Source organism: Solibacillus sp. FSL W7-1324, from assembly GCF_038008025.1.
GTDB lineage: Bacteria > Bacillota > Bacilli > Bacillales_A > Planococcaceae > Solibacillus.
The window spans coordinates 875,305-900,156 of sequence record NZ_JBBOYH010000001.1 but is presented as its reverse complement, the minus strand read 5'-3'; the positions used below and the strand labels follow the sequence as shown (position 1 = coordinate 900,156).

Sequence of the window (24,852 nt, the reverse complement as noted above, 5' to 3'; positions counted from 1 at the left end):
CCATCTATTCGGTCTATACCTTGATGTTTTCTGTGTTTTGGCGGGATGTCTCCACCTCCTTGTTTCTTTCAAGATTTAAAAGATTGTTCGGCCCTTCATCTTCGGTCGAAGACTACTATGGCTTCTGCTGACTTCTCTTGATTCATCCATTTATCACTAAACAAATTGTTAATTGAATAACCCTCAAGAGACCTCCCCGGGTAAGCACAACCGCCTTCCTCTCATGTAACTGCCAGATTTACTGTATGGGATTTGGGCAGTATTGGACTTCGCTTTGTTTAGCAAGCTCATCCGTCCCAAGTCAGCCTTTTATCTGATTTCTGTTCGTCAGTTCGAGAGTTTGCGTCCGACTTCCTTCAGATTCCACGTCACCATGGACACCCTTGTCTTTCGCTAACAGTTCCTACTGCCAAGCCTGTAGTGGACTTTCACCACCAGGCTGTTGTGCATGCCGGGCACACTAAAAAAACACTGCCCATTTAAAATGGACAGTGTAAATTTCATAAATTATTTAGTTACAATGTGGATTGGGTTGCCTAGTAAAACTTCAGCAGCTTCCATTGTAATTTCACCTAAAGTTGGGTGTGCATGGATTGTTAATGCGATATCTTCTGCAGTCATACCGCCTTCAATAGCAGTTGCCATTTCAGCGATCATATCAGAAGCACCAACACCAACGATTTGAGCACCAACTAATAAGCCGTCTTCTTTACGTGCTACTAGTTTCACGAAGCCTTCTGTTTCGTTTAATGCTAATGCACGGCCGTTTGCAGCGAATGGGAATTTAGCAGCTTTCACTTCTAAACCTTCCGCTTTTGCTTGCTCTTCAGAGTAGCCTACAGTTGCCATTTCTGGATCTGTGAAGCATACTGCTGGAATTGCTAAGTAGTCAACTTCTGATGGTTCACCAGCGATTGCTTCTGCAGCAACTTTACCTTCATAAGAAGCTTTATGAGCAAGTTGTGGACCTGCAACGATATCACCGATTGCATAGATGTTCGATACTGAAGTACGACCTTGTTTGTCTACTTCCAATAATCCGCGTTCTGCGAACTTAATACCTACTTCTTCTAAGCCCATTTCATCCGTATTCGGACGACGACCAACAGTTACTAATACGTAATCTGCTTCAACAGTTTTTTCTTCGCCGCCTACTTCATAAGTAACGACTACGCCGTTTTCGCTTTCTTCTACGCCTTTAGCAGATGCGTTTACTACAACTTCAACGCCTTTTTTCTTAAGACCTTTTTTAACGATTTGCGTCATTTGTTTTTCGAAGCCAGCTAAAATATCTTTACCGCCTTCGATAATTGTTACTTGAGAACCTAAGTTAGCATATGCTGAACCTAACTCTGTACCGATGTAACCGCCACCGATAACTACTAATTTACCTGGTACTTCAGGGAATGATAACGCACCAGTTGAGCTTACTACACGCTTTGTAAATTTAAATGTCGGGATTTCGATAGGACGAGATCCTGTTGCTAAAATAGCGTTTTTGAAAGTATAAGTTTGAGCATTATCACCGTCGATAACACGTACAGTGTTTGCATCCACGAAGTAAGCTTCACCTTTTACGATATCTACTTTATTACCTTTTAATAAGCCTTCAACGCCGCCAACTAATTTTTTAACAACGCTGTCTTTAAATGCTTGTGCTTTAGACCAGTCTAATTTCACTTCAGATGCTGTAACACCCATATCATCTGAATGTTGAGCATTTTCAAAGCGGTGACCTACTGAAATTAAAGCTTTTGAAGGGATACAACCTACGTTTAAACATACCCCACCTAATGCTCCACGTTCAACGATTGTTACCTTTTGACCTGTTTGTGCTGCACGGATTGCTGCTACATAGCCACCAGGGCCAGAACCTACTACAAGAGTATCTAGTTCGATTGGAAAATCTCCTACTACCATTTTTTTACGCCTCCATTAATAATAGTTGCGGCTCACTTAATAAACGTTTTAAATGATTTAAAGCGTTTTGTGCAGTCGCACCATCGATCATTCGATGATCAAAGCTCAATGATAATGCTAACACATGTGCTGCTACAATTTCACCATTTTTTATTACTGGTTTCTCTGAAATACGACCAATTCCTAAGATCGCCACTTCAGGGTGGTTAATTACCGGTGTGAACCATTGCCCACCAGCTGAACCGATGTTTGTAATTGACATTGACGCGCCTTTCATTTCGTGCGTCGCTAGCTTACCATCACGTGCTTTTACAGCCAATTCATTAATCTCTTGAGATAAGCTGAACACTGACTTACGATCAGCATGCTTAATTACAGGAACTAATAAACCTTTTTCTGTATCAGCCGCAATACCAATATTATAGTAATGTTTTTGAATAATTTCTTGTGTCGCATCATCAAGCGAACGGTTGAAATCAGGATATTTACGTAAAGTCGAGATTAAAGCTTTCACAACGTACGGTAAATACGTTAATTTAATACCTTGCTCTGCTGCAATATCCTTGAATTGCTTACGGTGTGCAACAAGTTCTGTTACATCCACTTCATCCATTAACGTTACGTGCGGAGCCGTATGTTTTGAATGTACCATTGCTTTGGCAATCGCTTTGCGGATACCGCTCATTTTTTCGCGTGTTTCCGGGAACTCGCCTTCTAGCGCAACAGGAGCAGCTTGTTTTGTATCTGTTTGTTTCTCTTCTGCTTGCGACTGTTGTGTCTCATTTACTTCTTCTGTTTCAGAAGCTGACTGTTGACCTCCGTTTAAGAAGCTCTCAATATCTTCTTTTAACACACGGCCATTTTTGCCTGTACCTGAAACTTGCTGAATGTCGACACCTTTTTCACGTGCATACTTACGAACAGAAGGCATTGCGATAATGCGTTTACCTGAAGATTCTGTTTCAGATGCTGATGCAGCTTTTTCTGTTTCAGCAGGAGCTTCCGGCTGAGCAGTATCTGCACTCTTATCCGCTTTCGTTTCTTCTTTTTTCACATCTTGGCCAGCCTCAGCAGTAGACTGTACTTGTGCTTCTGTTTTGTTTGATTCATTTGATTCGTGGTGGTCATCACCTTTTAGTTTTAAATCTTCATAGCCTGGTGCATCAAAGCGGATTAAGGCATCCCCGACAATCGCAACCGTTCCTTCTTCTACAAAGATTTCTTCTACTGTACCATCAACTGGTGACGGAATTTCAACGACTGCTTTATCATTTTGAACTTCTGCTAAAATATCGTCTTCTTTTACTTGATCGCCAGGTTTAACGAACCATTTGACGATTTCACCTTCATGAATACCTTCTCCGATATCTGGTAAACGAAACGTAAATGCCATTTATCTCACCCTCAATTCTTAGAATGTTAAGACTTTCTTTGCAGTTTCCATTACATCTTTATACGTAGGTAACCATACACCTTCCGCTTGTGGGAATGAATAGATTGTATCTGGTGCTGCTACACGTAATACTGGTGCTTCTAATGATAGAATCGCACGCTCTGTAATTTCTGCGACTACGTTTGCCGCAATACCTGCTTGCTTTTGCGCTTCCTGAACAACAATTGCGCGACCTGTTTTTTCAACAGATGCAATAATCGTTTCGATATCTAACGGCTGAATTGTACGCAAATCGATTACTTCTACTGAGTAGCCTTCTTTTTCCAATTCTTCTGCCGCTTTTAGACTTTCGTGAACCATTAAGCCGTAAGCAATGATCGAAAGGTCCTTCCCTTCACGTTTCACATCTGCTTTACCCAATTCTATTGTATATGACTCTTCCGGAACTTCTTCACGGAATGAACGGTATAGTTTTAAATGCTCTAAGAAAATAACCGGATTATCATCACGGATCGAAGCAATTAGTAAACCTTTTGCATCATATGGTGTTGATGGAATAACTACTTTCAATCCTGGTGATTGAGCCATCAATCCTTCTAATGAATCCGAGTGCATTTCAGGCGTATGAACACCACCGCCGAATGGAGAACGGATTGTTACAGGTGCATTATACGTACCGCCTGAACGGTATCTCATACGAGCCAATTGTCCGCTGATCGAATCCATTACCTCGAATACGAAGCCGAAAAATTGAATTTCAGGTACTGGACGGTATCCAGTTAACCCTAAACCAACTGCTAAACCACCGATTCCTGATTCTGCAAGAGGCGTATCAAATACACGGTCAACGCCGAATTCTTTTTGAAGACCTTCTGTTGCACGGAATACCCCGCCGTTTACACCAACGTCTTCACCGAATACTAAAACGTTCTCGTCATTTTTTAATTCGCAGCGTAATGCATCTGTAATTGCTTGAATCATTGTCATTTGTGCCATGGCTTATTTCGACTCCTTCTCTTTATAAATCGCATACTGTTCTTTTAAGTTCGCCGGCATTTCTCCAGCGTACATATTTTCGATTAATTCCGTAACTTTTTGTTTTGGTGCTTGGTCTGCTTGTTTAATAGCATCTTTAATCTCTTCTTTAGCACGTTCAATTACTGCTTCCTCTTTTTGCTCATCCCATAAACCTTTAGCTTCAAGGAATGTACGGAAGCGTACTAATGGATCTTTTGCAGCCCATTCATTGTCGATATCCGTTGTACGGTAACGTGTCGGGTCATCCCCTGCCATCGTATGTGGTCCGTAACGGTAACACATTGTTTCGATTAATGTTGGTCCTTCACCACGAACAGCACGGTCACGCGCATCCTTTGTCGCTGCATATACTGCTAATGGATCCATTCCGTCTACTAAAATACATGGAATACCTGCGGCTACACCTTTTTGTGCAATCGTTTTAGCAGATGTCTGTAATTCACGTGGCGTCGAAATTGCATATTGGTTGTTTTGCACGATGAAGATCGCCGGTGATTTGAATGCACCCGCAAAGTTAATTCCTTCGTAGAAATCACCTTGTGATGAACCGCCGTCACCTGTATAAGTAATCGCAACTGTTTTTGAACCACGTTTTTGTAAACCAAGTGCTACACCCGCAGTTTGGATATATTGTGCACCGATAATAATTTGTGGTGCCAATACATTTACGCCTTCAGGTACTTGGTTACCAACGAAGTGACCGCGGCTGAATAAAAATGCTTTCCATAATGGTAAACCGTGCATAACGATTTGCGGAACATCACGGTAACCTGGCAAAATCCAGTCTTCTTTTTCCAAAGCATAATGTGATGCAAGTTGCGAAGCTTCCTGACCCGCAGTCGGTGCATAGAAACCAAGACGTCCTTGACGGTTTAACGAAATCGAACGTTGATCTAAAATACGTACGTAAACCATACGTTCCATCAATTCAACTAATTGCTCGTCCGTTAAGTCCGGCATAGCCGCTTCATTTACTATTTCACCCTGCTCGTTTAAAATCTGGAACATTTCAAACTTACTTTCAATTTCCTGTAACGTTCCAGCTGGGTCCAATTGATTCTTCATTTTTTCTGCCATTGTTTACATCCCCTTTGAACTGTATTAAAAAAATTTCGTTTTTTACTAGTACAACGTTTCTATAACCCGAGTATAAAGAATAAAATTCTATCGGTCAATCATTGTTTATCATCTTAATTAAAGATTTTTCCTCGCATTTACCGAAACTGATACAGTTACATTACCTGTATCATACATTAATCACCTCTGTACTATAATAGAAAAAACACCCAATAAATTTTATTATTTAATTAATAACACCACACCATTTATTCATTCCCTTATATTGAATTGTTAAATCTGAAATTATGATATTTTTCTTTTGGAGAAGGTTTTTTCTTACTTCGATTCCGGAGAGTCGTGTATACTTACACATATAAGTTTGAACTGAAAGGAAGTTTCACATGATTTTAATGGAACATATTATCCGTGAAGGACACCCTACATTACGCACCCGCGCGGAGGAAGTTACTTTTCCGTTATCTGCAGAAGATCGACAACTCGCAGATGATATGCTGCAATATTTAATTAATAGCCAAGATCCTGAAATTGCTGAAAAATATAATTTACGTGGCGGTATCGGCTTAGCTGCAAACCAGGTAAACAGTTTAAAACGTATGTTTGCACTGCATTTGGAAGACGAAAACGGCGAACTGCTCAGCTTTGTCGCAGTTAACCCTAAAATTGTCAGCCATTCTGTCGAACAGACTTATATAACAAGTGGTGAAGGCTGCCTGTCAGTAGACCGTGCCGTTCCCGGTTATGTCTATCGTTATGCACGCATCACTGTGAAGTTTATGACAGTGGACGGCGAAGAAAAGAAGATGCGTTTATCAGGACTTCCTGCAATCGCGTTCCAACATGAACTTGATCATTTAAACGGCGTTATGTTCTATGATCGCATCGATGAAAAAGACCCGTTCATCCAGTTAGAAAACAGCATTCCATTCGGAAGAGACTAAATCTATAGAACCCATTTTCGTTAGAAGCGAGAATGGGTTCTTTTTTGATAAGTTACTATAGAAGAAAGTCGTTTTAATTTTGAAACTTCTAATAAAATTGAAAATGTTCCAATATCCGTGTAAATGTTCTAATAAAAATGAGATCTTCTAATATAATTGTCAATTGTTCAAAAATGTCAGCCCGATGTTCTAAAATCCTTTCCATTCTTTCTAATATCGTTATCCGATTATCAAATAACCGCTTACATTGTTCTAATAAAACCTTGCGCCCTACTCCCACAACAAAAAAACGCTGTGAAAAATTTCCCACAACGTTTCTTCTACTGTTCTACTATATTAATTTCAATTTCTTCATTGCGTCAGCCAAGCCGCCATTGTCCACATGTCCTGTAATCATTGAAGCTGCTTCCTTTGCCCTCTCATGACCATTTTCCATCGCGACACTATACCCAAACTCTGACAGCATTTCAATGTCATTTAATCCATCGCCAAATGTAATAACATCTTCAACCGGGAAATTAATTTTTTCCAGCAGTTTTCGGATGCCGTTTGCTTTTGAACCACCGGCTGGCAGTACATCACATGAGAAAGGATGCCAACGGATAAATTGAACTTGCGGGAACTGCTGTTCATAAATTGGCTGTTCCTCTTCTTCTATAAATACAAGTGTTTGATACACCGGTGTGTGCAAATAGTATTGCGGATCGATTTGCGGATATGGATATTGAAGTGTTGCTAAACTGCTTTCCACACTTTCATAGTCGCTTTCAGTCGCGATCATTTCCTTTTCATTCAGGAATACTAACGGATGATTGCGCTGTGCACCAAATTCCAGGATTTCCGTTAAAGTTTCATTGTCAATCTGATCGGTATATACGACTTCCCCTTGATAGACAACATATTGCCCGTTAAATGTCACATATGTATCGATTTCAAGCTCTTCCAGTATATCTTTTATCATAAATGGTGCACGTCCTGTTGCAATCGCAATTTCATGACCGTTTTCACGTGCCTTGAATATCGCTTCCTTTGCAGAAGCAGGCAATTTTTTATCTGAATTGTATAAAGTGCCGTCTACATCAAAAAATAATATTTTCTTCAATTTATAACGCTCCTTTAATTTTAATAGACCCTTTACAAAAGTCTGAATATTTAGTATAATGAGTGTGAGGAGTGATGACCTATGTTAAAACGTCTCAAAAAGAAATGGCGAAAACGATTAAATGGCATCCTCGGAAAAAAATTAATTGCCTAACACTTCATTTAGAGTGGCACGCCCGATTACAGGACGTGCCATTTTTTTCATTCGTGACCACTTTGATGTTCACGAAATTTGAAGGGCTTTTCTTTATTTTAAAGGAGTCCCGTGATAATATAAAGGAAATGCATTTTTCTACAAATTAGAAGTGCAGTAATAATGTTCGTACTTAAAGGAGAGTAACTATGATTTACAAAGTCTATTATCAAGAAAACATTTCTGAAATTCCAGTTCGCGAAAACACAAAAACACTTTATTTAGAGGCGTCATCTGAACGTGAAGTACGTCACTATTTAAAAGACCGTAACTACAATATCGAACTTGTTCAACTTCTAGAAGGCAACTATTTAGAATATGAACAAAACAGCCCGAATTTCCGTCTGGAGAACGCTTAATTGTTATGAAATTCGTTAAGAATGATCAAGCGGCTGTATTCGCACTCGGCGGACTGGGCGAAATCGGCAAAAACACATATGCAGTACAATTCCAAGATGAAATCATCCTAATAGATGCAGGTATTAAGTTCCCTGAAGACGATTTGCTTGGCATTGACTATGTAATTCCAGACTATACGTATTTAGTTCGAAATGTAGACAAAATCAAAGGCTTATTTATAACACATGGTCACGAAGATCATATCGGTGGTATTCCTTATTTATTACGTCAAGTTAATATTCCAGTCTACGGCGGGAAACTTGCACTAGGTCTACTTCGCAACAAATTAGAAGAGCATGGCTTATTACGTACAACAAAACTGATTGAATTTAAAGAGAATGATGTCATTAAATTCCGTAAAACAGCTGTCAGCTTCTTCCGTACAACACATAGTATTCCAGATGCATATGGTATTGTCATCAAGACACCACCGGGTAATATTGTGCACACTGGTGACTTTAAGTTTGACTTTACTCCAGTAGGCGAGCCTGCTAACTTGACGAAAATGGCGGAAATCGGCCGTGATGGCGTTCTTTGTTTACTATCAGATAGTACAAACGCTGAAAAGCCTGATTTTACAATGTCTGAGCGTACAGTCGGAAAAAGCATTGACGAAATTTTCCGTAAAGTTGACGGACGTATTATTTTCGCAACATTCGCTTCAAATATCCACCGTTTACAACAGGCAACAGATGCAGCCGTGAAATATGGCCGTAAAGTGGCTGTGTTCGGTCGATCAATGGATAATGCGATTACAATCGGCCGTGAATTAGGCTATATTACAGCACCTAAAGAAACATTTGTCGATATACAAAGTTTAAACCGTTTACCTGCAAATGAAGTGATGATTTTATGTACCGGTTCTCAAGGTGAACCGATGGCTGCATTATCACGAATTGCAAACGGTACTCACCGTCAAATTCAAATCCAGCCTGGTGATACAGTTGTATTCTCATCTTCTCCGGTTCCTGGTAACACGATGAGTGTAAACAAAATTATCAACTTATTATTCCGTGCCGGTGCAGAAGTTATCCATGGCGCATTAAATAATATCCATACTTCAGGTCACGGTTCTCAGCAAGAACAAAAACTGATGCTGCGTTTAATGAAACCGAAATTCTTTATGCCGATTCATGGTGAATACCGCATGTTGAAAATTCATACTGAATTAGCTGAAGCTTGTGAAGTTCCATTGGAAAACTCGTTCGTTATGGAAAATGGTGATGTACTTGCATTAAGTGCAAATGAAGCACATGTTGCAGGACGTATTCCTTCAGGCGATGTATATATCGATGGGAATGGAATCGGGGATATCGGCAATATCGTATTACGCGACCGCCGAATTCTTTCAGAAGAAGGTTTGGTCATCGTTGTCGTAAGTGTCGATATGGCTAAAAACAAAATTGTTTCCGGTCCGGATATTATTTCCCGCGGATTTGTGTATATGCGTGAATCTGGCATGATGATAAATGAAGCACAAAAAATGCTGAACCATCATTTGAACAGCACGATTCAGGAAAAAGATACACAATGGAATGATTTGAAAAATGAAATTACCGATGTATTAGGTCCATATTTATATGAAAAGACAAAACGTCGCCCAATGATTTTACCGATCATTATGGAAGTATAAAAGGGACTAGTTCCCAATATAAAAAATCCATCATTTTGCTTTCGCGAAATGATGGATTTTTATTTATGTCCGAAGTTTAGTCAAAACAGCGCTAACCTACCGCTGAATAACCTTCTTTACAAATCGGTTAATATCGACATCCGCACCGATAATGAGTAACACGTCCCCCACTTGAATACGCTCTGTTGCATTCGGGGAAATCATGATCTCATCACCGCGAGTAATGCCGACGATGTTCAATCCGTATTTAGCACGTACATCCAGCTCGATTAATGACTGACCGGCAATACTTTCGTTCGCTTTAACTTCCATAATGGAATGCTCATTGGAAATTTCCAAATAATCAAGAACACTGTTTGACATCATATTATTGGCAATCCGGATCCCCATATCACGTTCAGGATGCACAACAAAATCCGCACCGATTTTCAGCAATACTTTTTCGTGGTAGTCATTCTGCGCTTTCACTGTAATTTGCGGAACACCAAGCTCTTTCAAAATAAGCGTCGTTAAAATACTCGACTGGATATCTTCACCAATCGCTACAATGACATGTTCGAAATTCCACAATCCGAGTGATTTGATTGTTTCCTCTTCTGTCGTATCCGCTACTACAGCCTGTGTTGCAATACGGGCAAATTCATCGACACGTTCACTGTCTGTATCGATTGCCATTACATTGGCCCCTTGTTTAACGAGTTCACGTACGATACTTCCTCCAAAACGTCCCAGCCCTATTACTACGAATTCTTTTTTCATTCTTTTCTCCTCCGAACATCCAGTTGCCACTAGTTTACCGTATCAAAACAGCTATTGTCATTAAATTATGCGTTCTATTTTCTGCTGCAGTAATTTCAATGCAAAATAGCCCGCTTTAAAAAAGCGCAATTGCTGCTGTTGATCAAATATATAGTAAGCAGGTACGAACTTGTTTCCAAACCTGTCGCTTATTTTTAGTTCGTTATCAAGGTAAACAGGGTATATTAAACCGAGTTGCTTTATTTTCTCTTTCACAAGTTCTTCTGAATAATCCGATTCTTCTCTTGGCATATGAATCGCATGAACCGTTAACCGATCCCCAAATATACGTTCCAGTTCCTTCAGATTTTTGATGGAATGGGCACATTCCGAACAGCTCATTGACCAGAAATAAACCAATGTTGCTTTCGCATTTTCTTCGTAAGTATTCTCCCGATTCAATATTTTCGTCGCGCCACTCAACGATGGCATCATTGTTCGAATCCTCATTTATATTCACCTCGTTGTAACATATGTAATGACGGTTTTTTCGGTACCATTCAAATGCCCCAAGACATATATCAATATATATTTGGACAAGACCCTTGAAAATACATATGAATTATGTATAATTATTAGTGCTTTCGTAAACTTAAAGTAATGTAAAAGTAAACTTCCTTACTCAAGGTTTATAAACAGTAAACTATTGAGCGAAAAATATAAGGGGTGTGACTATATGCAAATTGGTTCAAAAATTAAAGCCCTTCGCATAAAAAAAGGGCTTACCCAGGAAGAGCTCGGGGAACGTACCGATTTAACGAAAGGCTATATTTCCCAATTAGAACGCGACTTAAATTCCCCTTCCATAGAAACATTGTTTAACTTGCTGGAAGTTCTCGGGTGTACGCCACGAGATTTTTTTGATGACACGCAACAGAACGAAAAAATTGTCTTCACGAAAAATGAACAAACATGTTTTATTGATCAGGATAAAAAATATGAAATCGAATGGCTTATTCCTACCTCAAATGAAAAGGAAATGGAGCCGGTTTTCATTACATTGCAAAAAGATGCAGAATTTAAAGCATTTGAGCCATCCCTGGCAGAAACGTTCATCTATGTTCAAAACGGACGAATCCGTGTCGTTCTTGGCAATGAAGAATATATCGCCAGTGAAGGTGATGCCGTATATTACGAAGCATCTTCCAACCATCAAATTTTCAATGCGCACAGTGGCATAACAAAATTGCTCCTTGTCGCGACACAATCATATTTATAAATTAGGAGGATGCATAATGGATAACACGATTATTCGCTTTGAGAATGTCACAAAATCATATGATGACGGAACAGTAGTTTTAAAAAATATTAACTTTGAATTGGAACGAGGGAAATTCTACACATTACTCGGACCATCCGGATGCGGGAAAACAACGATTTTACGTATAATCGCCGGGTTTACCGACGCCTCTACAGGAGATGTTTTCTTCAACGGAAAACGAATTAACGATGTTCCTGCAAATGAACGTCAAGTAAATACAGTATTCCAGGATTATGCACTCTTCCCTCACTTGAATGTTTTTGAAAACGTGGCATTCGGCTTACGAATCAAAAAAGTAAAAGAAGCAGAAGTAAAAGAACGTGTACAGGAAGCATTGAAGTTCGTTAACTTGGCAGGCTACGGCAGCCGGGAAATTTCGGAAATGTCTGGTGGTCAGCGTCAGCGTGTTGCGATTGCCCGTGCCATCGTCAATGATCCGGACGTGATTTTACTTGATGAGCCTTTATCTGCGCTTGATTTAAAATTACGTACAGAAATGCAGTACGAACTTCGGGAACTGCAGCAGCGTCTTGGTAAAACATTTATATTTGTTACTCATGACCAGGAAGAAGCACTTGCAATGAGTGATGAAATCTTTGTCCTTTCCCAAGGTGAAATTAAGCAATCGGGTACACCTGTTGATATTTACGATGAGCCGATTAACCGTTTTGTTGCAGACTTTATCGGTGAATCGAATATTGTGGACGGTATTATGATTGAAGACTACCGTGTAAAATTTGCAGGAAAAGAGTTTGAATGTGTCGATGCCGGAATGAAGCGAAACGAAAAAATTGATATTGTCATTCGTCCGGAAGACCTGGAAATTACAACACCTGAAAAAGGCAAACTGATCGTAACAGTCGATACACAGCTGTTCCGCGGTGTGCACTACGAACTATCGACATATGATAAAGACGGCAATGAATGGCTTGTCCACTCATTGAAGAAAGCGGAAGTTGGCGCTGAAATCGGATTGGACTTTGATCCGGAAGCAATTCACGTAATGCGTTTAAACGAAACGGAAGAAGATTTCGATAAACGTTTAGAAGCGTATGGGGATGAAGAGCATGAATAAAACAGCTAAAGGACCGTTAATCCCCTACGTTTTTTGGATAATCTTATTCGTTATCGCACCAATTGCGTTAATCGTCTATTATTCAGTTCTTGATCTAAACGGGAACTTTACATTGGCCAACTATGCGAAGTTCTTTACACCGGTTTATTTGAAAATGACGTTGAGCAGTTTCTGGTATGCATTTTTAATTACATTATTTACTTTAATATTTGCCTACCCTACTGCTTACTTACTGACTAAAACGAAGCATAAACAGTTATGGCTTATGCTGATCATTATTCCTTCTTGGATTAACCTGCTGCTAAAAACATATGCATTCATTGGTATTTTCGGTTTGTACGGCCCGATCAATGCAATGATTGAAGTATTCGGTTTTGATCCAAAACAAATTTTGTTTACGGACTTTAGTTTCGTATTTGTATCGGTTTATATTTTCATTCCGTTTATGATTATTCCGATTTTCAACTCATTGGACAAAATGAATCCTTCACTTATTTACGCATCTCGCGATTTAGGGGCAAATGCATGGACAACTTTCCGACGTGTCATTTTCCCGCTGACAATCGACGGCGTAAAAGCAGGTATTCAAGTAACGTTCATTCCGGCATTATCGCTGTTTATGATCACACGTTTAATTGCCGGAAACCAGGTTATTACTTTAGGTACGGCGATCGAGCAGCAATTCCTTGTTTCGCAAAACTGGGGTATGGGTTCGACAATTGCCGTGTTCTTAATTTTATTCATGGTGCTCACAATGCTGTTCACGAGACAAAAATCTAAAGGAGGACGTGTCTGATGAAAAAGTTGTCCGCTATGTCGAAAGTATATTTACTTTTCGTATTTGCGATCCTTTACGCACCAATATTTTATTTAATTTTCTACTCCTTTAACAGTGGCGGCAGCATGAATAATTTCGAGTCATTCACACTTGAGCACTATGCGGCTGTATTTGAAGATTCAAGATTAATTATCATTTTGCTGAATACCGTACTCGTTGCCCTATTATCAGGTTTAATCGCAACGATTATCGGAACGCTTGGGGCTATCGGTATTGTTTCATTGAAAGATAAAAAGATGCGCAATACATTGCTTTCGTTAAATAATGTTTTGATTGTTTCTCCAGATGTTGTAATCGGGGCAAGCTTTTTGATTTTATTCACAATGATCGGTGTAAAGCTGGGATTTGCTTCAGTACTTGTATCGCATGTTGCGTTCAGTGTACCGATTGTTGTGCTTATGGTTTTACCGAAATTGCTTGAAATGAACACTTCGCTGATTGATGCTGCACGAGACTTAGGTGCAACGAAACGCGATGTTTTGACACGTGTTATTTTACCGTACATTTCACCAGGAATTTTCGCCGGTTTCTTTATGGCATTGACGTATTCACTCGATGACTTTGCAGTTACATTTTTCGTAACCGGAAATGGCTTCAGTACATTATCCGTAGAAATTTACTCAATGGCCCGTGCCGGTATTTCATTAACAATCAATGCTATTTCAGGATTAGTATTTGCTGTAACGGTATTAATCGTTATCGGATACTACTTTATTAACAAACGTTCAAAATCAGTAGCAACGGGGGGACAACGATGAGAGAATTAGTTCAAGCAACGGCTGCTATTGTCATTGTATGTGCCCTGTTGTTTTTTACAGTTGACCGTATGCAATCAGCCGGTTCTGCAGGTAGTAAAGATACATTAACGGTTTATAACTGGGGTGAATATATCGACCCGGAATTAATCGATAAGTTTGAAGAAGAAACAGGAATTAAAGTAACGTATGAAACATTCGATTCAAACGAAGCGATGTTGACGAAAGTACAGCAAGGTGGCTCTGCCTATGATATTGCGGTCCCTTCCGAATACACGATTGAATCAATGAAAGATGATAACCTGCTTATTCCGATCGATCATAACTTAGTGCCAAATCTGCAAAATATTAATGAAGACTTTTTGGATTTACCGTTCGATCCTGACAATGAATACTCAATCCCTTATTTCTGGGGAACAGTTGGCATTGTCTATAATCCGAATTTAATCGATGACCATCTAACGTTTGAATCTTGGGATGACTTATGGGATCCTTCATTGAAACGAAAAGTATTTCTAGTCGATGGCTCCCGTGAAGTAGTCGGAATGGGGCTGAACTCTATCGGCGAGTCACTTAATGTGAAAAATGAGGACTTATTGCGTAAAGCGACAGATCACTTAATTGAACTTTCACCAAATATTAAAGCGATTATCGGTGATGAAATTACACCGCTTATGATTAATAATGAAGCATCAGTAGCATTAACGTTCTCCGGTCAGGCCGCAGATATGATGTGGGAAAATGAGGAACTGGAATTTGCCGTACCGCAAGAAGGCTCTAACTTATGGTTCGATAATATGGTTATTCCGAAAACTTCTCAAAATATCGAAGGTGCCCATAAATTTATCAACTTTATGCTTGATCCTGAAAATGCTGCGCAAAATGCAGACTATGTCGGCTATTCAACACCAAATGAAGCCGCTTGGGAACTGATGGACGAGGAAGTTATTAACGATGAGCGTTTCTACCCGCCACATGACCAGCGTGAAAAATTGGAAGTTTACGAAAACCTTGGCCTTGAATGGCTGGGCAAATACAACGAATACTTCCTAGAATTTAAAATGAGCTTGAAATAAGAACAAAAATGCTAAAGCGCCCGTTCAGCCCCGACAGGCATTGGAGACACGACTAGAAAGTAAACGTTTCACCACTTTCGACGGCGCGATTGAAATGACCGAGGGGCTGGCGCTTTAGCCTGGACGCAAATAACATTTTATTTAAAAGCTATCCATAATGCCAGAATCTATAATTTCCTTAACTTTACGAAAGCGTGGCCAACAAATTTGGTCACGCTTTTTTTATAGTTTATGTATGATACGCTTGTCGATTTTATTATTTTGTTCATCCCACATAGTATGGATTTCAAATGTCCCCGGCTCGAAGAATAAATCAAATCGTACTTGAATGTCCTCCTGCATCGGGTAATATTTGGCCTCGCTTATTTTCACCCATTCCAGTTCCCCTTCTGTACAGGAGTCTAAAACCTCCCCCGTAAAATCATCCGTCCAATAATTATAAATAATAAAGTGATCGAGCCGTTCCGGGTTCGTGTAATGGGAAATTCCTTTAAACACTAAAGACTGTACTTCCAGCCCTGTCTCTTCTTTTACTTCCCTTTTTGCACCTTCAGCAAAGCCTTCGGGAAAATCCACTTTGCCACCCGGCGGAATATATCCTTTGAAATGATCATGCTGCCGGTTGAGTAACAATACTTTATCCTCTTTTTGTATCATGACGACAGTCCAAAACTTATAATTCATCCTTATCTCCCCTTTCACCAAAAGCTACAGTTTACTGGATTCTCTATCTAAGTATATTTAACAATTCAATTATCGCATAGAAATGCTCCGGACTAATAAATTCTTTACTAAGATTTGACATGAATAAATGCAATTTTAAAATTTTTAGAGTATGATATTTAATATAAATATATATTTCTAGTGTCGAAATATCTAAACAGGAAGGCTGGCATTGTATGACAGAAAAATCCAATAAGTTAGCGCTTTATTTATTAATGTTTAACATGTTCATTACAATGGGCGGTATCGGGATTATTGTTCCTGTTATGCCTGCCTATTTGCAAGTATTTGGTGTCGGTGGACAAGTCCTCGGTTTTTTAATTGCCGGCTTCGCACTCGCACAGTTTCTGTTCTCTCCGGTTGCCGGTGATTTGTCGGACCGCCATGGCCGGAAAATGTTCATTATCGGCGGGCTGATCGTGTATGGATCTTCCCAAATTTTATTCGGTCTCGCTACGGAAGTATGGGTATTATTTTTAGCACGTTTTTTAAGCGGAACGGGCGCTGCATTTATTATGGCACCAATTATGGCTTTTGTAGCCGATATTACAACGTATGAAGAGCGCGGTAAAGGAATGGGCATGATCGGTGCAGCAATGTCATTAGGCTTTATGATTGGACCGGGTGTTGGCGGATTCTTATCTGAAGTAAATTTGACATTCCCTTTCTTTTTAGCTGGAACTGTAGCATATATGGCCGCAATTCTGTCCGCTATTTATTTACCTAATATTAAAAACATTCGGGAAACAATTGCACCGCGTGAAAAACTGTTCAGGCAAATGGTCAAATCTGTGAAGACCTCCTATTTTATCTTTTTAATTATCGTCTTCACATTCAGTTTTGGTATTGCCAATTTCCAGGCAACGTTAACGCTTTATTTGGACCATAAATTTGGCTATACCCCATCAGAAATTGCCATTATTTTAACAGTCGGCGGGTTTGCGGGGGTAGTGCTGCAAATGTTTGTTGTGAATAAATTGTTTAAGCGTTTCGGGGAAATGAAGGTTATTTTAGTAAACTTATTATTGGCGGCTGCCATGATGCTGCTCGTTATTTACATTAGTGGCTTCTTCATCATTTTAGTTGTCGCTACACTGTTCTCGATTGCCACAACATTTATTCGTCCAGCGGTAAATACACTTATTTCAAAGCTTGCTGGCAATGAACAAGGGTTCGCAGCCGGTATGAACAATGCTTATATGAGTCTTGGCAATATGTTCGGACCTGCACTTGCAGGTGTCCTATTCGACTGGAATCCGAACTCTCCTTATATTTTAGGTACATGTGTCCTCGTCAGCTGTTTCACGCTTGCGTATTTATGGACAGTCAAAAGAGCACCTCATTTAATGAAAGCCACTTCATAAATCAAAAAAAGCTATCCAAAATTAAAATTGGATAGCTTTTTGTATGTTTAAACAAGCTGTCGGATAAATTGTTCGACGAAGCGGCAATTTAGAGGAATGAGCGACTCGTCCGGTGCCATTTTAGCATGGTGAAGTCCGTAATCTGAATTGGCTCCCGTCCAGAACATCGCCCCTGGCAAATCCTTGATGAAATAACCGAAGTCTTCACCTGTCATTGCAGCAGGACATTCATAAGCAGTTGTCCCTTCGAACCGTTCGGCATACTCCAGAAGCGCATTCGCACAATCCGCATCATTATTAACCTCATAATACATTGAACCGTAATCAATAGCGATGGCGCATTCGAATGAGGCTTCAATTCCTTTGCAGATTGCTTCGATACGACGTTTCACTTCGGCCATCGCCTCTGCATTCAACGTACGAATCGTTCCTTCAAGTCGCGCATTTTCCGCGATGACATTTTGAACTGTACCAGAAGTCATTTTCCCGATAGTAATAACAGCACTATCCATTGGATCGACATTACGGCTAATAATAGTTTGCAGTTGCATCACTAGATTGGCCGCAGCAACTGTCATATCCCTTGTTTTGTGCGGATAGGCTGCATGACCGCCAATTCCTTTCAAGTCAATAAACAGCTCGGAAGTATTGGCAAACAGAAGCCCTGGTCTTGTTGCAATCGTACCAACCGGATATTCCGGCGCGATGTGTAATGCATAGAGTTCATCTGCAACAAGATGTGGCTGCTCTGCTTTTAACCATTCGAGCATTGGCTCTGCCCCGCCTGGACCTTCCTCAGCAGGCTGGAAATAAACAACGACATTTTGAACTGGCGGCTGGATGGAAAATGCCTCCACAAGCCCAAGTGCAATCGACATATGGCAATCATGACCGCAAGCATGCATAAAACCGGCATACTCCGATTCGAACGGCAATCCCGTCTCTTCTTGTACAGGAAGTGCATCTATATCAGCACGCCAGCCAATCAGCTTGGACGGGTTCGTACCTTTTATAAATACAACAATTCCTGTATTCCAAGTTGTTATTTGCAAATGCTGCTGATCGAGATTTGAAATAAATTGGAGTAAATAGCTCTGTGTTTTAAATTCATTAAAGCCTACTTCAGGAATCTTATGTAGGTCTCGTCTTACTTCAATAAGATGCCTCATGTCGTTCCCGCCTTTTTATAAATTACGCAGTGAATCGATAATTTCTGTTTTCGATTTTGTTTTTTCATCCAATACTTTGATTTGACGAGCTGGTACACCTGCAACGACTGTGTATGGCTCAACGTCTTTAATAACGATTGCTCCGGCTGCTACTACTGCACCTTTACCGATACGAACACCTTCCAGTACAACGGCATTTGCACCAATAACTACATCATCTTCTACTACAACCGGTAATGCACTCGGTGGTTCTACTACCCCTGCAAGAACAGTTCCTGCACCAATATGGCAGTTATCCCCTACTGTTGCACGACCACCTAATACCGCGCCCATATCAATCATTGTTTTTGCGCCGATTTCTGCACCAATATTAATAATGGCACCCATCATAATGACTGCATTGTCACCGATTGTAACTTGATCACGGATAATTGCGCCCGGCTCAATTCGTGCATTGATTTTTTTCATATCTAAAAGCGGTACGCCCGAATTACGACGATCACTTTCTACTACATAGTCTTCAATAAGATCTTCGTATTTTTTTAATGATGCTTCAATTTCAGTCCATTCTCCAAAAACTACCGCATGATTACCTTCACCAAACACTTTGCTTTCGGCACCAAATGATAAATCCGCAACACCAATTCCTTTTACATAAACTTTTACTGGTGTTACCTTTTTTGCTTCTGAAATAAAATCAATGATTTGTTGTGCATTTAATTTTTCCATATGACACCTCGCTGCGTGTTAGATTTTTTAACAGGAATAATTGTACTAAATTTTCAGTAATATTAAAACTATTTTTTTAGTTGGTTTCACTTGAATAATCATACAGGCAGCGTGCATGATCTTGCACTAAATCGACAAAAGCCTCCACTTGGCGTAATTCGAATGTCGATTCATAGCCGATCAGCCAAGTATCCCGTGTTAACCCGTCATCATTTTCATTGTTGGCCAAAGGAATTTTATGAACATTTTCTTCGCCGTTCAACGTAATTGAAGGTAAAATTGCATAGCCGATCCCATTTACAGCCATTTGCTTGCATGTTTCAATCTGATCTACGATGATCTGATGTTTCGGATTGTAGTTGAAATGACGTTGCCACCATTGCTGAATCTCCTGATAATAATTCGAATCGCTTTTAAATTGGATAAACGGGCGGTCGGATGTCAAGATATCTTCCATATCCTGGATTTCTTTATCTACTAAATACATCGTGTCTCGGAACAAATGAATTTTTTTCCCTTTCCATTCTGCCTGTCCACGAACAATACCGATGTGTGCCTCCCCATCATAAAGCGCTTTTATGATTTCTGAGCTCCATCCAGTAATTAACGAAATTTTCGTATCCGGATATTTCGTTACATAGTCTTTTAACACTTTCGGCAGCCAATTTTGGCCGACAATCGATGCACAGGCAATTTTTAAAGTACCGTGCACTTTTGTATTCAACGAGTGGATCGTTTCAAAAATTTCTTCCCGCTTAACGATCAGATCATTCGAGTATTGAATAACCAGCTCCCCTGCGGGCGTTGGTGTTAACCCTTTTTGGGAACGAATAAATAATTGTACGCCCCATTCTTTTTCAATTGATTGAAGTCGCTGTGACAGTGCTGGCTGTGTTAAAAAAAGGCGCTCTGCCGCTTTTCGCATATTTCTCTCTTCTGCCAACACTTTAATAATCTCTGCTTCTGTTGCTGTCACTGACAACCCTTCCTTTCCGAACAAACGGTTAAAAAAACGACAAAATCCCATTAGGACTTTGTCGACTTTTATTTTAAGCGTTTTGCTGGTAAATATATTTTTTTAATTGTTTTAAAATAATTCTGCGCGTCATAATACCGACAAATGTACCTTCTTCATCGACTACACATAAAAAGGCGTGGTTAATTACTAAATCGAGTGCACGTTGGAATGTATCCGTTATTTTTAAATACACTACTTCCTGATTCATGACCTCATCCACACGAATGTCTGCTAATCTATCATATTCAATTCGCTCTAAACCTAAAATAGACTCCGTTATCATTTTGGTACTTAACAAACCTTTTAGCCGATACTTTACATCCAGAACCGGAATAGAAGAATACCCCGTTTTTGTTAAAACTAATAATGCATGTTCAGCGTTATTGCCACTTTGTACATGGGCAACCTTCTCAGATGAAATAATAAAATCCTTTATCGGCATATCTAGTAAAGCTCTGTTGTTCGTTGAAATCATGACATTCTACTCCTTTATCCCGCTAATAACGGGCAGCACCATACTAAAATAAACTTAATATTTACTGCCGTTATTCTTTGCCCTGTCTTTCGACAAAACAGTTTCTCTAATCTCTATCATACCATATCGTTCATTTTTATGACTATGAAAGCGCCTATGATTGCAAAAGAAAAAGCATAATAAGACGAGAATATTCGTCCCATTATGCATTAATTTCAGTAACCCCTTGCCCAGTAATAGAAAATAATGATACCTGTAAATGTGCCAAAAACCACATACGATAAAATAATCGGGTTAAGCAGAAAAGGATGCTCCTGAATTTCTTCAGGCACTTCCGAATCACGTTCCTGACCGCTGCCTTCAATATTATGTCCGACACGTACCGTCAAATAATAGCCTATAAAACATAATAGGATGACAACGAAAATTGTTGGATATAGCCATATTCCGATTGTAATCGCCTCCTTTTTACAGTTAGCGATAGTATGCAGCAATCATCTGGAATTTATTCCTTTTTTATATCATTATAAGTTAGAACGGGTGCTGATTTAACCACTGTCCGCCATCTAAAGTAATGCATTCTCCGTTTAAATAACTTGCTTTATCCGATAACATAAATACCGCTAGATCCGCTATTTCCTCAGGTGTGCCAAGACGTTTTAACGGTACAGAATCCAATGTACGCTTCACTTGCTCTTCAGATTCCCACAGTTTGTCTGCCCCGCCTGTGCGCTCAATCGGACCCGGTGCTATAGCATTTACACGGATTCCATATTGACCTCCCCATTCAACCGCAAGCGAACGTGTCAGCGAGAGCACCCCGGCTTTTGCGGCAGCTGAATGAATAACGCCAGCTCCTGCACCCCAGGCATATGTAGCAACCATGTTAATAATCGAACCTTTCATACCATTTTCAATCCAATAACGACCAATGGCAGAAGTACAGTAAAATGTTCCATTCAATACAATATCAATAACAGCTTTCCATCCGTTCGGCGAAAGCTTTTCTGCATGCACTAAAAAATTCCCTGCGGCATTGTTCACTAATCCGTCAACTTGACCAAACTTTTCTGCCGCAAATGCCACCATTGCATCTGCATGTTCCGGTTCCCGAACATCCATCTGAAATGTTTCAATTGATGAGCCGAACTCCTCTATTTCCTTCTTTGCACCAGCTAAACGTTCCAAATCACGTCCTGTGATTACAACATTTGCCCCTTCTTTCACGAACTGCTTAGCCATACCTAGACCCATCCCGCTAGAGCCACCTGTAATGATAATCGTTTTGCCTTGTAACATTTTATTCATCCCCTTTGTCTATAAAATGAACAGTCATTCATAAATAGAGTTTACTATAATAGAGATGAAATAAATACTAATTTATTATTTTTTCTGTTTTATACATTTATTTCTTCTATTAATAACGTATTTCCTTACTTACAGTGGAAGGGTCAGTTCTGGTTTTCTAATAAAACGGAAAATCATCTAATATAAATTTATTTGTTCTAATAAAATTGCGATGTTCTAATATATCTTTAACATGTGCTAAAATGTTGGTACTTTGTTCTAATATCAGCTTCATATTTTCTAAAAACCCTCTGCTTTGTTCTAATATCCTGCTGAATTTTTCTAATAAATTTCCGCCCCCGCCACACCACTAAAAAAAGCTACGAACATTTTGTCCATAGCTTTCTGAATCACTATTCTTCGATAATCGGACCGAGTGATTCGGCCAAAAAAATCTCCTGGCTGTTAATCCTTTCATCATGGTGGGAGCCTTCTTTATAGTGGTATTTCCCATTGGAGTCCTGGATACGTACTTTTTGATTATCTTTAATTTGGAGCAGCATAATGCGCTGGATCCGATATTTTATTTCCGGGGAATAAATCGGAAACAGTATTTCCACACGTTTAATCATATTTCGTGTCATCATATCTGCAGAAGATAAGTATAGATTATCCTCACCGTTATGATGGAACCAGAAAATCCGTGAGTGTTCCAGGAAACGGCCAACAATGCTCAAAACGGTTATATTTTCGGAGATTCCCGGGATGCCGGGACGCAGACAGCAAATCCCACGAATAATCAGCTCGATTTTTACGCCGGCAATCGACGCCTCATAAAGTTTCATCATCAAATCCTTGTCGGTTAAAGAATTCATTTTTGCCCGGATAAACCCGTTTCCATATTTTTTATGTAGCGCTATTTCCTTATCGATTAACTCGAGGAATTCATCCCGAATATCAAAAGGCGCGACGACAATATGATGGAATTCAGGTTTGTCAGTATAACCGCTTAAATAATTAAAGAAGTTTGTCGCATCTATACCAAACTCCTTATGCGATGTAATAATCCCCATATCCGTATAGATTTTTGCGGTAGCATCATTGTAGTTGCCGGTCCCTAAATGTACAAAGCGTTCAATTTTTCCATTCCGTCGACGGACAACAAGTGTAATCTTTGAGTGCGTTTTTAAATTATTCATGCCATAAATGACAAGGCACCCTGCTTGTTCAAGCTCTTTTGCCCAATGCACATTATTTTCCTCGTCAAAACGCGCTTTCAACTCCACTAAAACCGTCACCTGTTTACCGTTTTCCGCCGCCTGCTTCAACGCCTGAATAATCGGCGAATTTCCGCTTACCCGGTATAGCGTTTGCTTAATCGCCAATACACTTGGGTCTTCTGCTGCTTCTGCGATAAAATCGACAATCGGTCCGAATGACTCGTACGGATGATGGAAAAATATATCCTGGATTAATGCTTTTTCAAAAATATTTTCGTCCGATTGTAAATCTTGGGGCGGCTGCGGTATAAAACTTTCATACTCCAGATGTTCCCGTCCTACAGAAATCTCTTTTACAAAACTGAACATTGCCGTTAAGTCGAGCGGGCCGTCAATTTTGAAAACATCGGACTCCCCAAGTTCGAATTCATCCAGTAAATAATCCAGTACATCATCATTCATCTCGCCGTCACGTACTTCCAGGCGTGAACCCGCGCCCCATTTACGTTTTTTCAGTTCTTTTTCAATTTCCACTAACAGGTCTTGTGCGCCTTCCTCATGGATGGTCAAATCCGCATTTCGCGTTAACCGGAATGCTTGTGTCGATTTTACTTTATAGCCTAAAAATAAACGGTCAATATTACTTGAAATAACATCTTCGAGCAATACAAATAACGTCTTTTTGTCTTTTGACGGTATTTTAATAAAGCGGTTCAATACGGACGGTACTTGAACAATTGCTACTTTATCCATACAATTATCCGTGTCCTCACAGTTGTTTTCCAGCATGACAAACAAGTTGAGTGTACGTCCCAATAATGTAGGAAACGGACGGTAGGCATCTACCGCAACTGGTGTAAGTACAGGAAAGATTGTTTCTTCAAACAATTCATTGATATAACTTTTTTCTTGCTCATTCAGCATTTTCAAATCAACGATATGCACATGTTCTTTCGGTAACAGCTCATGCACTAAATGGCGGTAAACTTCTGTTTGGCGTCTGACCAATGCCTGTGTACGCTCGGCAATTTTCGCCAGCTGTTCTTTTGGAGTTAAACCTGATTTATTTTCCGGCTTATGATAGCCTGCACGAATTTGGTCCTGTAAACCCGCAACCCGTACCATGAAAAATTCATCCAGATTGGAACTGAATATTGCCAAAAACTTCATCCGTTCCAACAACGGGTTGTTTGTATCTTCCGCTTCTTCCAATACTCGTTCATTAAATGCGAGCCAGCTTAATTCACGGTTATTGTAATACTGGGGTTTCGCAATTTCCACAAGCAGCTCATTGCAAAAATCAGGATTATTTTCAATGTCCACATGCTCCGGATCAAAAATCGGATCCTTTTCCATATTCATTGTCATA

General features: G+C 39.8%; 24 protein-coding genes. 9 read left to right on the top strand and 15 right to left on the bottom strand.

The window, feature by feature from the left end; all coding sequences use genetic code 11:
- Positions 1–507 precede the first annotated feature (507 nt).
- Genes lpdA through pdhA form a run of 4 tightly spaced genes read right to left on the bottom strand, consistent with a single transcriptional unit; the run spans position 508 to position 5,428 of the window.
- Positions 508–1,920, bottom strand: a complete 1,413-nt coding sequence (lpdA, locus tag MKY71_RS04200; protein ID WP_339175402.1) for a dihydrolipoyl dehydrogenase — start codon at positions 1,918–1,920, stop codon at positions 508–510.
- A gap of 4 nt (positions 1,921–1,924) precedes the next feature.
- Complete coding sequence (locus tag MKY71_RS04195) at positions 1,925–3,313, bottom strand: dihydrolipoamide acetyltransferase family protein (protein ID WP_339175401.1); 1,389 nt, start codon at positions 3,311–3,313, stop codon at positions 1,925–1,927.
- An 18-nt stretch (positions 3,314–3,331) separates the two neighbouring features.
- Complete coding sequence (locus MKY71_RS04190) at positions 3,332–4,309, bottom strand: alpha-ketoacid dehydrogenase subunit beta (protein WP_339175400.1); 978 nt, start codon at positions 4,307–4,309, stop codon at positions 3,332–3,334.
- A 3-nt stretch (positions 4,310–4,312) separates the two neighbouring features.
- Entirely contained in the window at positions 4,313–5,428 is a 1,116-nt protein-coding gene (pdhA, locus tag MKY71_RS04185; RefSeq protein WP_339175399.1) for a pyruvate dehydrogenase (acetyl-transferring) E1 component subunit alpha, read from the bottom strand.
- Between the two features lie 383 nt (positions 5,429–5,811).
- Between pdhA and def the strand changes: the two genes are divergently transcribed.
- The gene (def, locus tag MKY71_RS04180; protein ID WP_339175397.1) at positions 5,812–6,369 is read left to right on the top strand and encodes a peptide deformylase; all 558 of its coding nucleotides are present in this window, start codon (positions 5,812–5,814) and stop codon (positions 6,367–6,369) included.
- A 331-nt stretch (positions 6,370–6,700) separates the two neighbouring features.
- Here the strand turns inward: def and MKY71_RS04175 are convergent, their stop codons facing one another.
- Complete coding sequence (locus MKY71_RS04175; RefSeq protein ID WP_340731701.1) at positions 6,701–7,471, bottom strand: Cof-type HAD-IIB family hydrolase; 771 nt, start codon at positions 7,469–7,471, stop codon at positions 6,701–6,703.
- A gap of 341 nt (positions 7,472–7,812) precedes the next feature.
- Between MKY71_RS04175 and MKY71_RS04170 the strand changes: the two genes are divergently transcribed.
- Positions 7,813–8,022, top strand: coding sequence for a DNA-dependent RNA polymerase subunit epsilon (locus tag MKY71_RS04170; RefSeq protein WP_008403475.1), 210 nt, complete (start codon positions 7,813–7,815; stop codon positions 8,020–8,022).
- Positions 8,023–8,027: 5 nt separating this feature from the next.
- A complete protein-coding gene (gene rnjA / locus MKY71_RS04165; protein ID WP_008403476.1) occupies positions 8,028–9,695 on the top strand; it encodes a ribonuclease J1 in 1,668 nt (555 codons plus the stop codon).
- A gap of 96 nt (positions 9,696–9,791) precedes the next feature.
- On the opposite strand, the gene MKY71_RS04160 is transcribed toward rnjA, so the two are convergent.
- Both MKY71_RS04160 and MKY71_RS04155 read right to left on the bottom strand, forming a co-directional pair.
- Positions 9,792–10,454, bottom strand: coding sequence for a potassium channel family protein (locus MKY71_RS04160; RefSeq protein WP_339175395.1), 663 nt, complete (start codon positions 10,452–10,454; stop codon positions 9,792–9,794).
- Positions 10,455–10,514: 60 nt separating this feature from the next.
- A complete protein-coding gene (locus tag MKY71_RS04155) occupies positions 10,515–10,943 on the bottom strand; it encodes a TlpA family protein disulfide reductase (protein ID WP_339197952.1) in 429 nt (142 codons plus the stop codon).
- Positions 10,944–11,169: 226 nt separating this feature from the next.
- Between MKY71_RS04155 and MKY71_RS04150 the strand changes: the two genes are divergently transcribed.
- The 5 genes from MKY71_RS04150 to MKY71_RS04130 are packed head-to-tail and all read left to right on the top strand — an operon-like array spanning position 11,170 to position 15,498.
- Positions 11,170–11,712 (top strand): helix-turn-helix domain-containing protein, encoded by a 543-nt coding sequence (locus MKY71_RS04150; protein WP_339175392.1) that lies wholly within the window; start codon positions 11,170–11,172, stop codon positions 11,710–11,712.
- Positions 11,713–11,725: 13 nt separating this feature from the next.
- A complete protein-coding gene (locus MKY71_RS04145) occupies positions 11,726–12,829 on the top strand; it encodes an ABC transporter ATP-binding protein (RefSeq protein WP_339176572.1) in 1,104 nt (367 codons plus the stop codon).
- Complete coding sequence (locus MKY71_RS04140; RefSeq protein WP_339175391.1) at positions 12,822–13,625, top strand: ABC transporter permease; 804 nt, start codon at positions 12,822–12,824, stop codon at positions 13,623–13,625. Before MKY71_RS04145 ends, MKY71_RS04140 begins: the two co-directional genes overlap by 8 nt.
- Complete coding sequence (locus MKY71_RS04135) at positions 13,625–14,425, top strand: ABC transporter permease (protein ID WP_339197949.1); 801 nt, start codon at positions 13,625–13,627, stop codon at positions 14,423–14,425. The genes MKY71_RS04140 and MKY71_RS04135 overlap by 1 nt, the downstream gene beginning before the upstream one ends.
- Positions 14,422–15,498: an ABC transporter substrate-binding protein gene (locus MKY71_RS04130; protein WP_339197946.1), complete on the top strand. Its 1,077-nt coding sequence runs from the start codon at positions 14,422–14,424 to the stop codon at positions 15,496–15,498. The genes MKY71_RS04135 and MKY71_RS04130 overlap by 4 nt, the downstream gene beginning before the upstream one ends.
- A gap of 222 nt (positions 15,499–15,720) precedes the next feature.
- Here the strand turns inward: MKY71_RS04130 and MKY71_RS04125 are convergent, their stop codons facing one another.
- On the bottom strand, positions 15,721–16,182 hold the full coding sequence (locus tag MKY71_RS04125) for an 8-oxo-dGTP diphosphatase (protein WP_340731700.1): 462 nt from the start codon (positions 16,180–16,182) through the stop codon (positions 15,721–15,723).
- A gap of 215 nt (positions 16,183–16,397) precedes the next feature.
- Here MKY71_RS04125 and MKY71_RS04120 point away from each other — a divergent pair, with 215 nt between their 5' ends.
- Positions 16,398–17,585, top strand: a complete 1,188-nt coding sequence (locus MKY71_RS04120) for an MFS transporter (protein WP_339175387.1) — start codon at positions 16,398–16,400, stop codon at positions 17,583–17,585.
- Between the two features lie 47 nt (positions 17,586–17,632).
- Here the strand turns inward: MKY71_RS04120 and MKY71_RS04115 are convergent, their stop codons facing one another.
- The 7 genes from MKY71_RS04115 to MKY71_RS04085 form a co-directional block, all read right to left on the bottom strand.
- On the bottom strand, positions 17,633–18,754 hold the full coding sequence (locus tag MKY71_RS04115; protein WP_340731699.1) for an N-acetyldiaminopimelate deacetylase: 1,122 nt from the start codon (positions 18,752–18,754) through the stop codon (positions 17,633–17,635).
- Positions 18,755–18,769: 15 nt separating this feature from the next.
- Entirely contained in the window at positions 18,770–19,483 is a 714-nt protein-coding gene (dapD, locus tag MKY71_RS04110) for a 2,3,4,5-tetrahydropyridine-2,6-dicarboxylate N-acetyltransferase (protein ID WP_339175384.1), read from the bottom strand.
- A gap of 76 nt (positions 19,484–19,559) precedes the next feature.
- Positions 19,560–20,459 carry a LysR family transcriptional regulator gene (locus MKY71_RS04105; protein WP_339197938.1) on the bottom strand — a complete coding sequence of 300 codons (900 nt, stop codon included), beginning with the start codon at positions 20,457–20,459 and terminating at the stop codon, positions 19,560–19,562.
- A 73-nt stretch (positions 20,460–20,532) separates the two neighbouring features.
- Positions 20,533–20,976 (bottom strand): cyclic-di-AMP-binding protein CbpB, encoded by a 444-nt coding sequence (cbpB, locus tag MKY71_RS04100; RefSeq protein ID WP_079524871.1) that lies wholly within the window; start codon positions 20,974–20,976, stop codon positions 20,533–20,535.
- Between the two features lie 215 nt (positions 20,977–21,191).
- Complete coding sequence (locus MKY71_RS04095) at positions 21,192–21,470, bottom strand: short-chain dehydrogenase (RefSeq protein WP_340731698.1); 279 nt, start codon at positions 21,468–21,470, stop codon at positions 21,192–21,194.
- 37 nt (positions 21,471–21,507) lie between these two features.
- A complete protein-coding gene (gene fadH / locus MKY71_RS04090; protein WP_340731697.1) occupies positions 21,508–22,275 on the bottom strand; it encodes a 2,4-dienoyl-CoA reductase in 768 nt (255 codons plus the stop codon).
- A 401-nt stretch (positions 22,276–22,676) separates the two neighbouring features.
- The gene (locus tag MKY71_RS04085) at positions 22,677–24,851 is read right to left on the bottom strand and encodes an RNA degradosome polyphosphate kinase (RefSeq protein ID WP_340731696.1); all 2,175 of its coding nucleotides are present in this window, start codon (positions 24,849–24,851) and stop codon (positions 22,677–22,679) included.
- Position 24,852 lies beyond the last annotated feature (1 nt).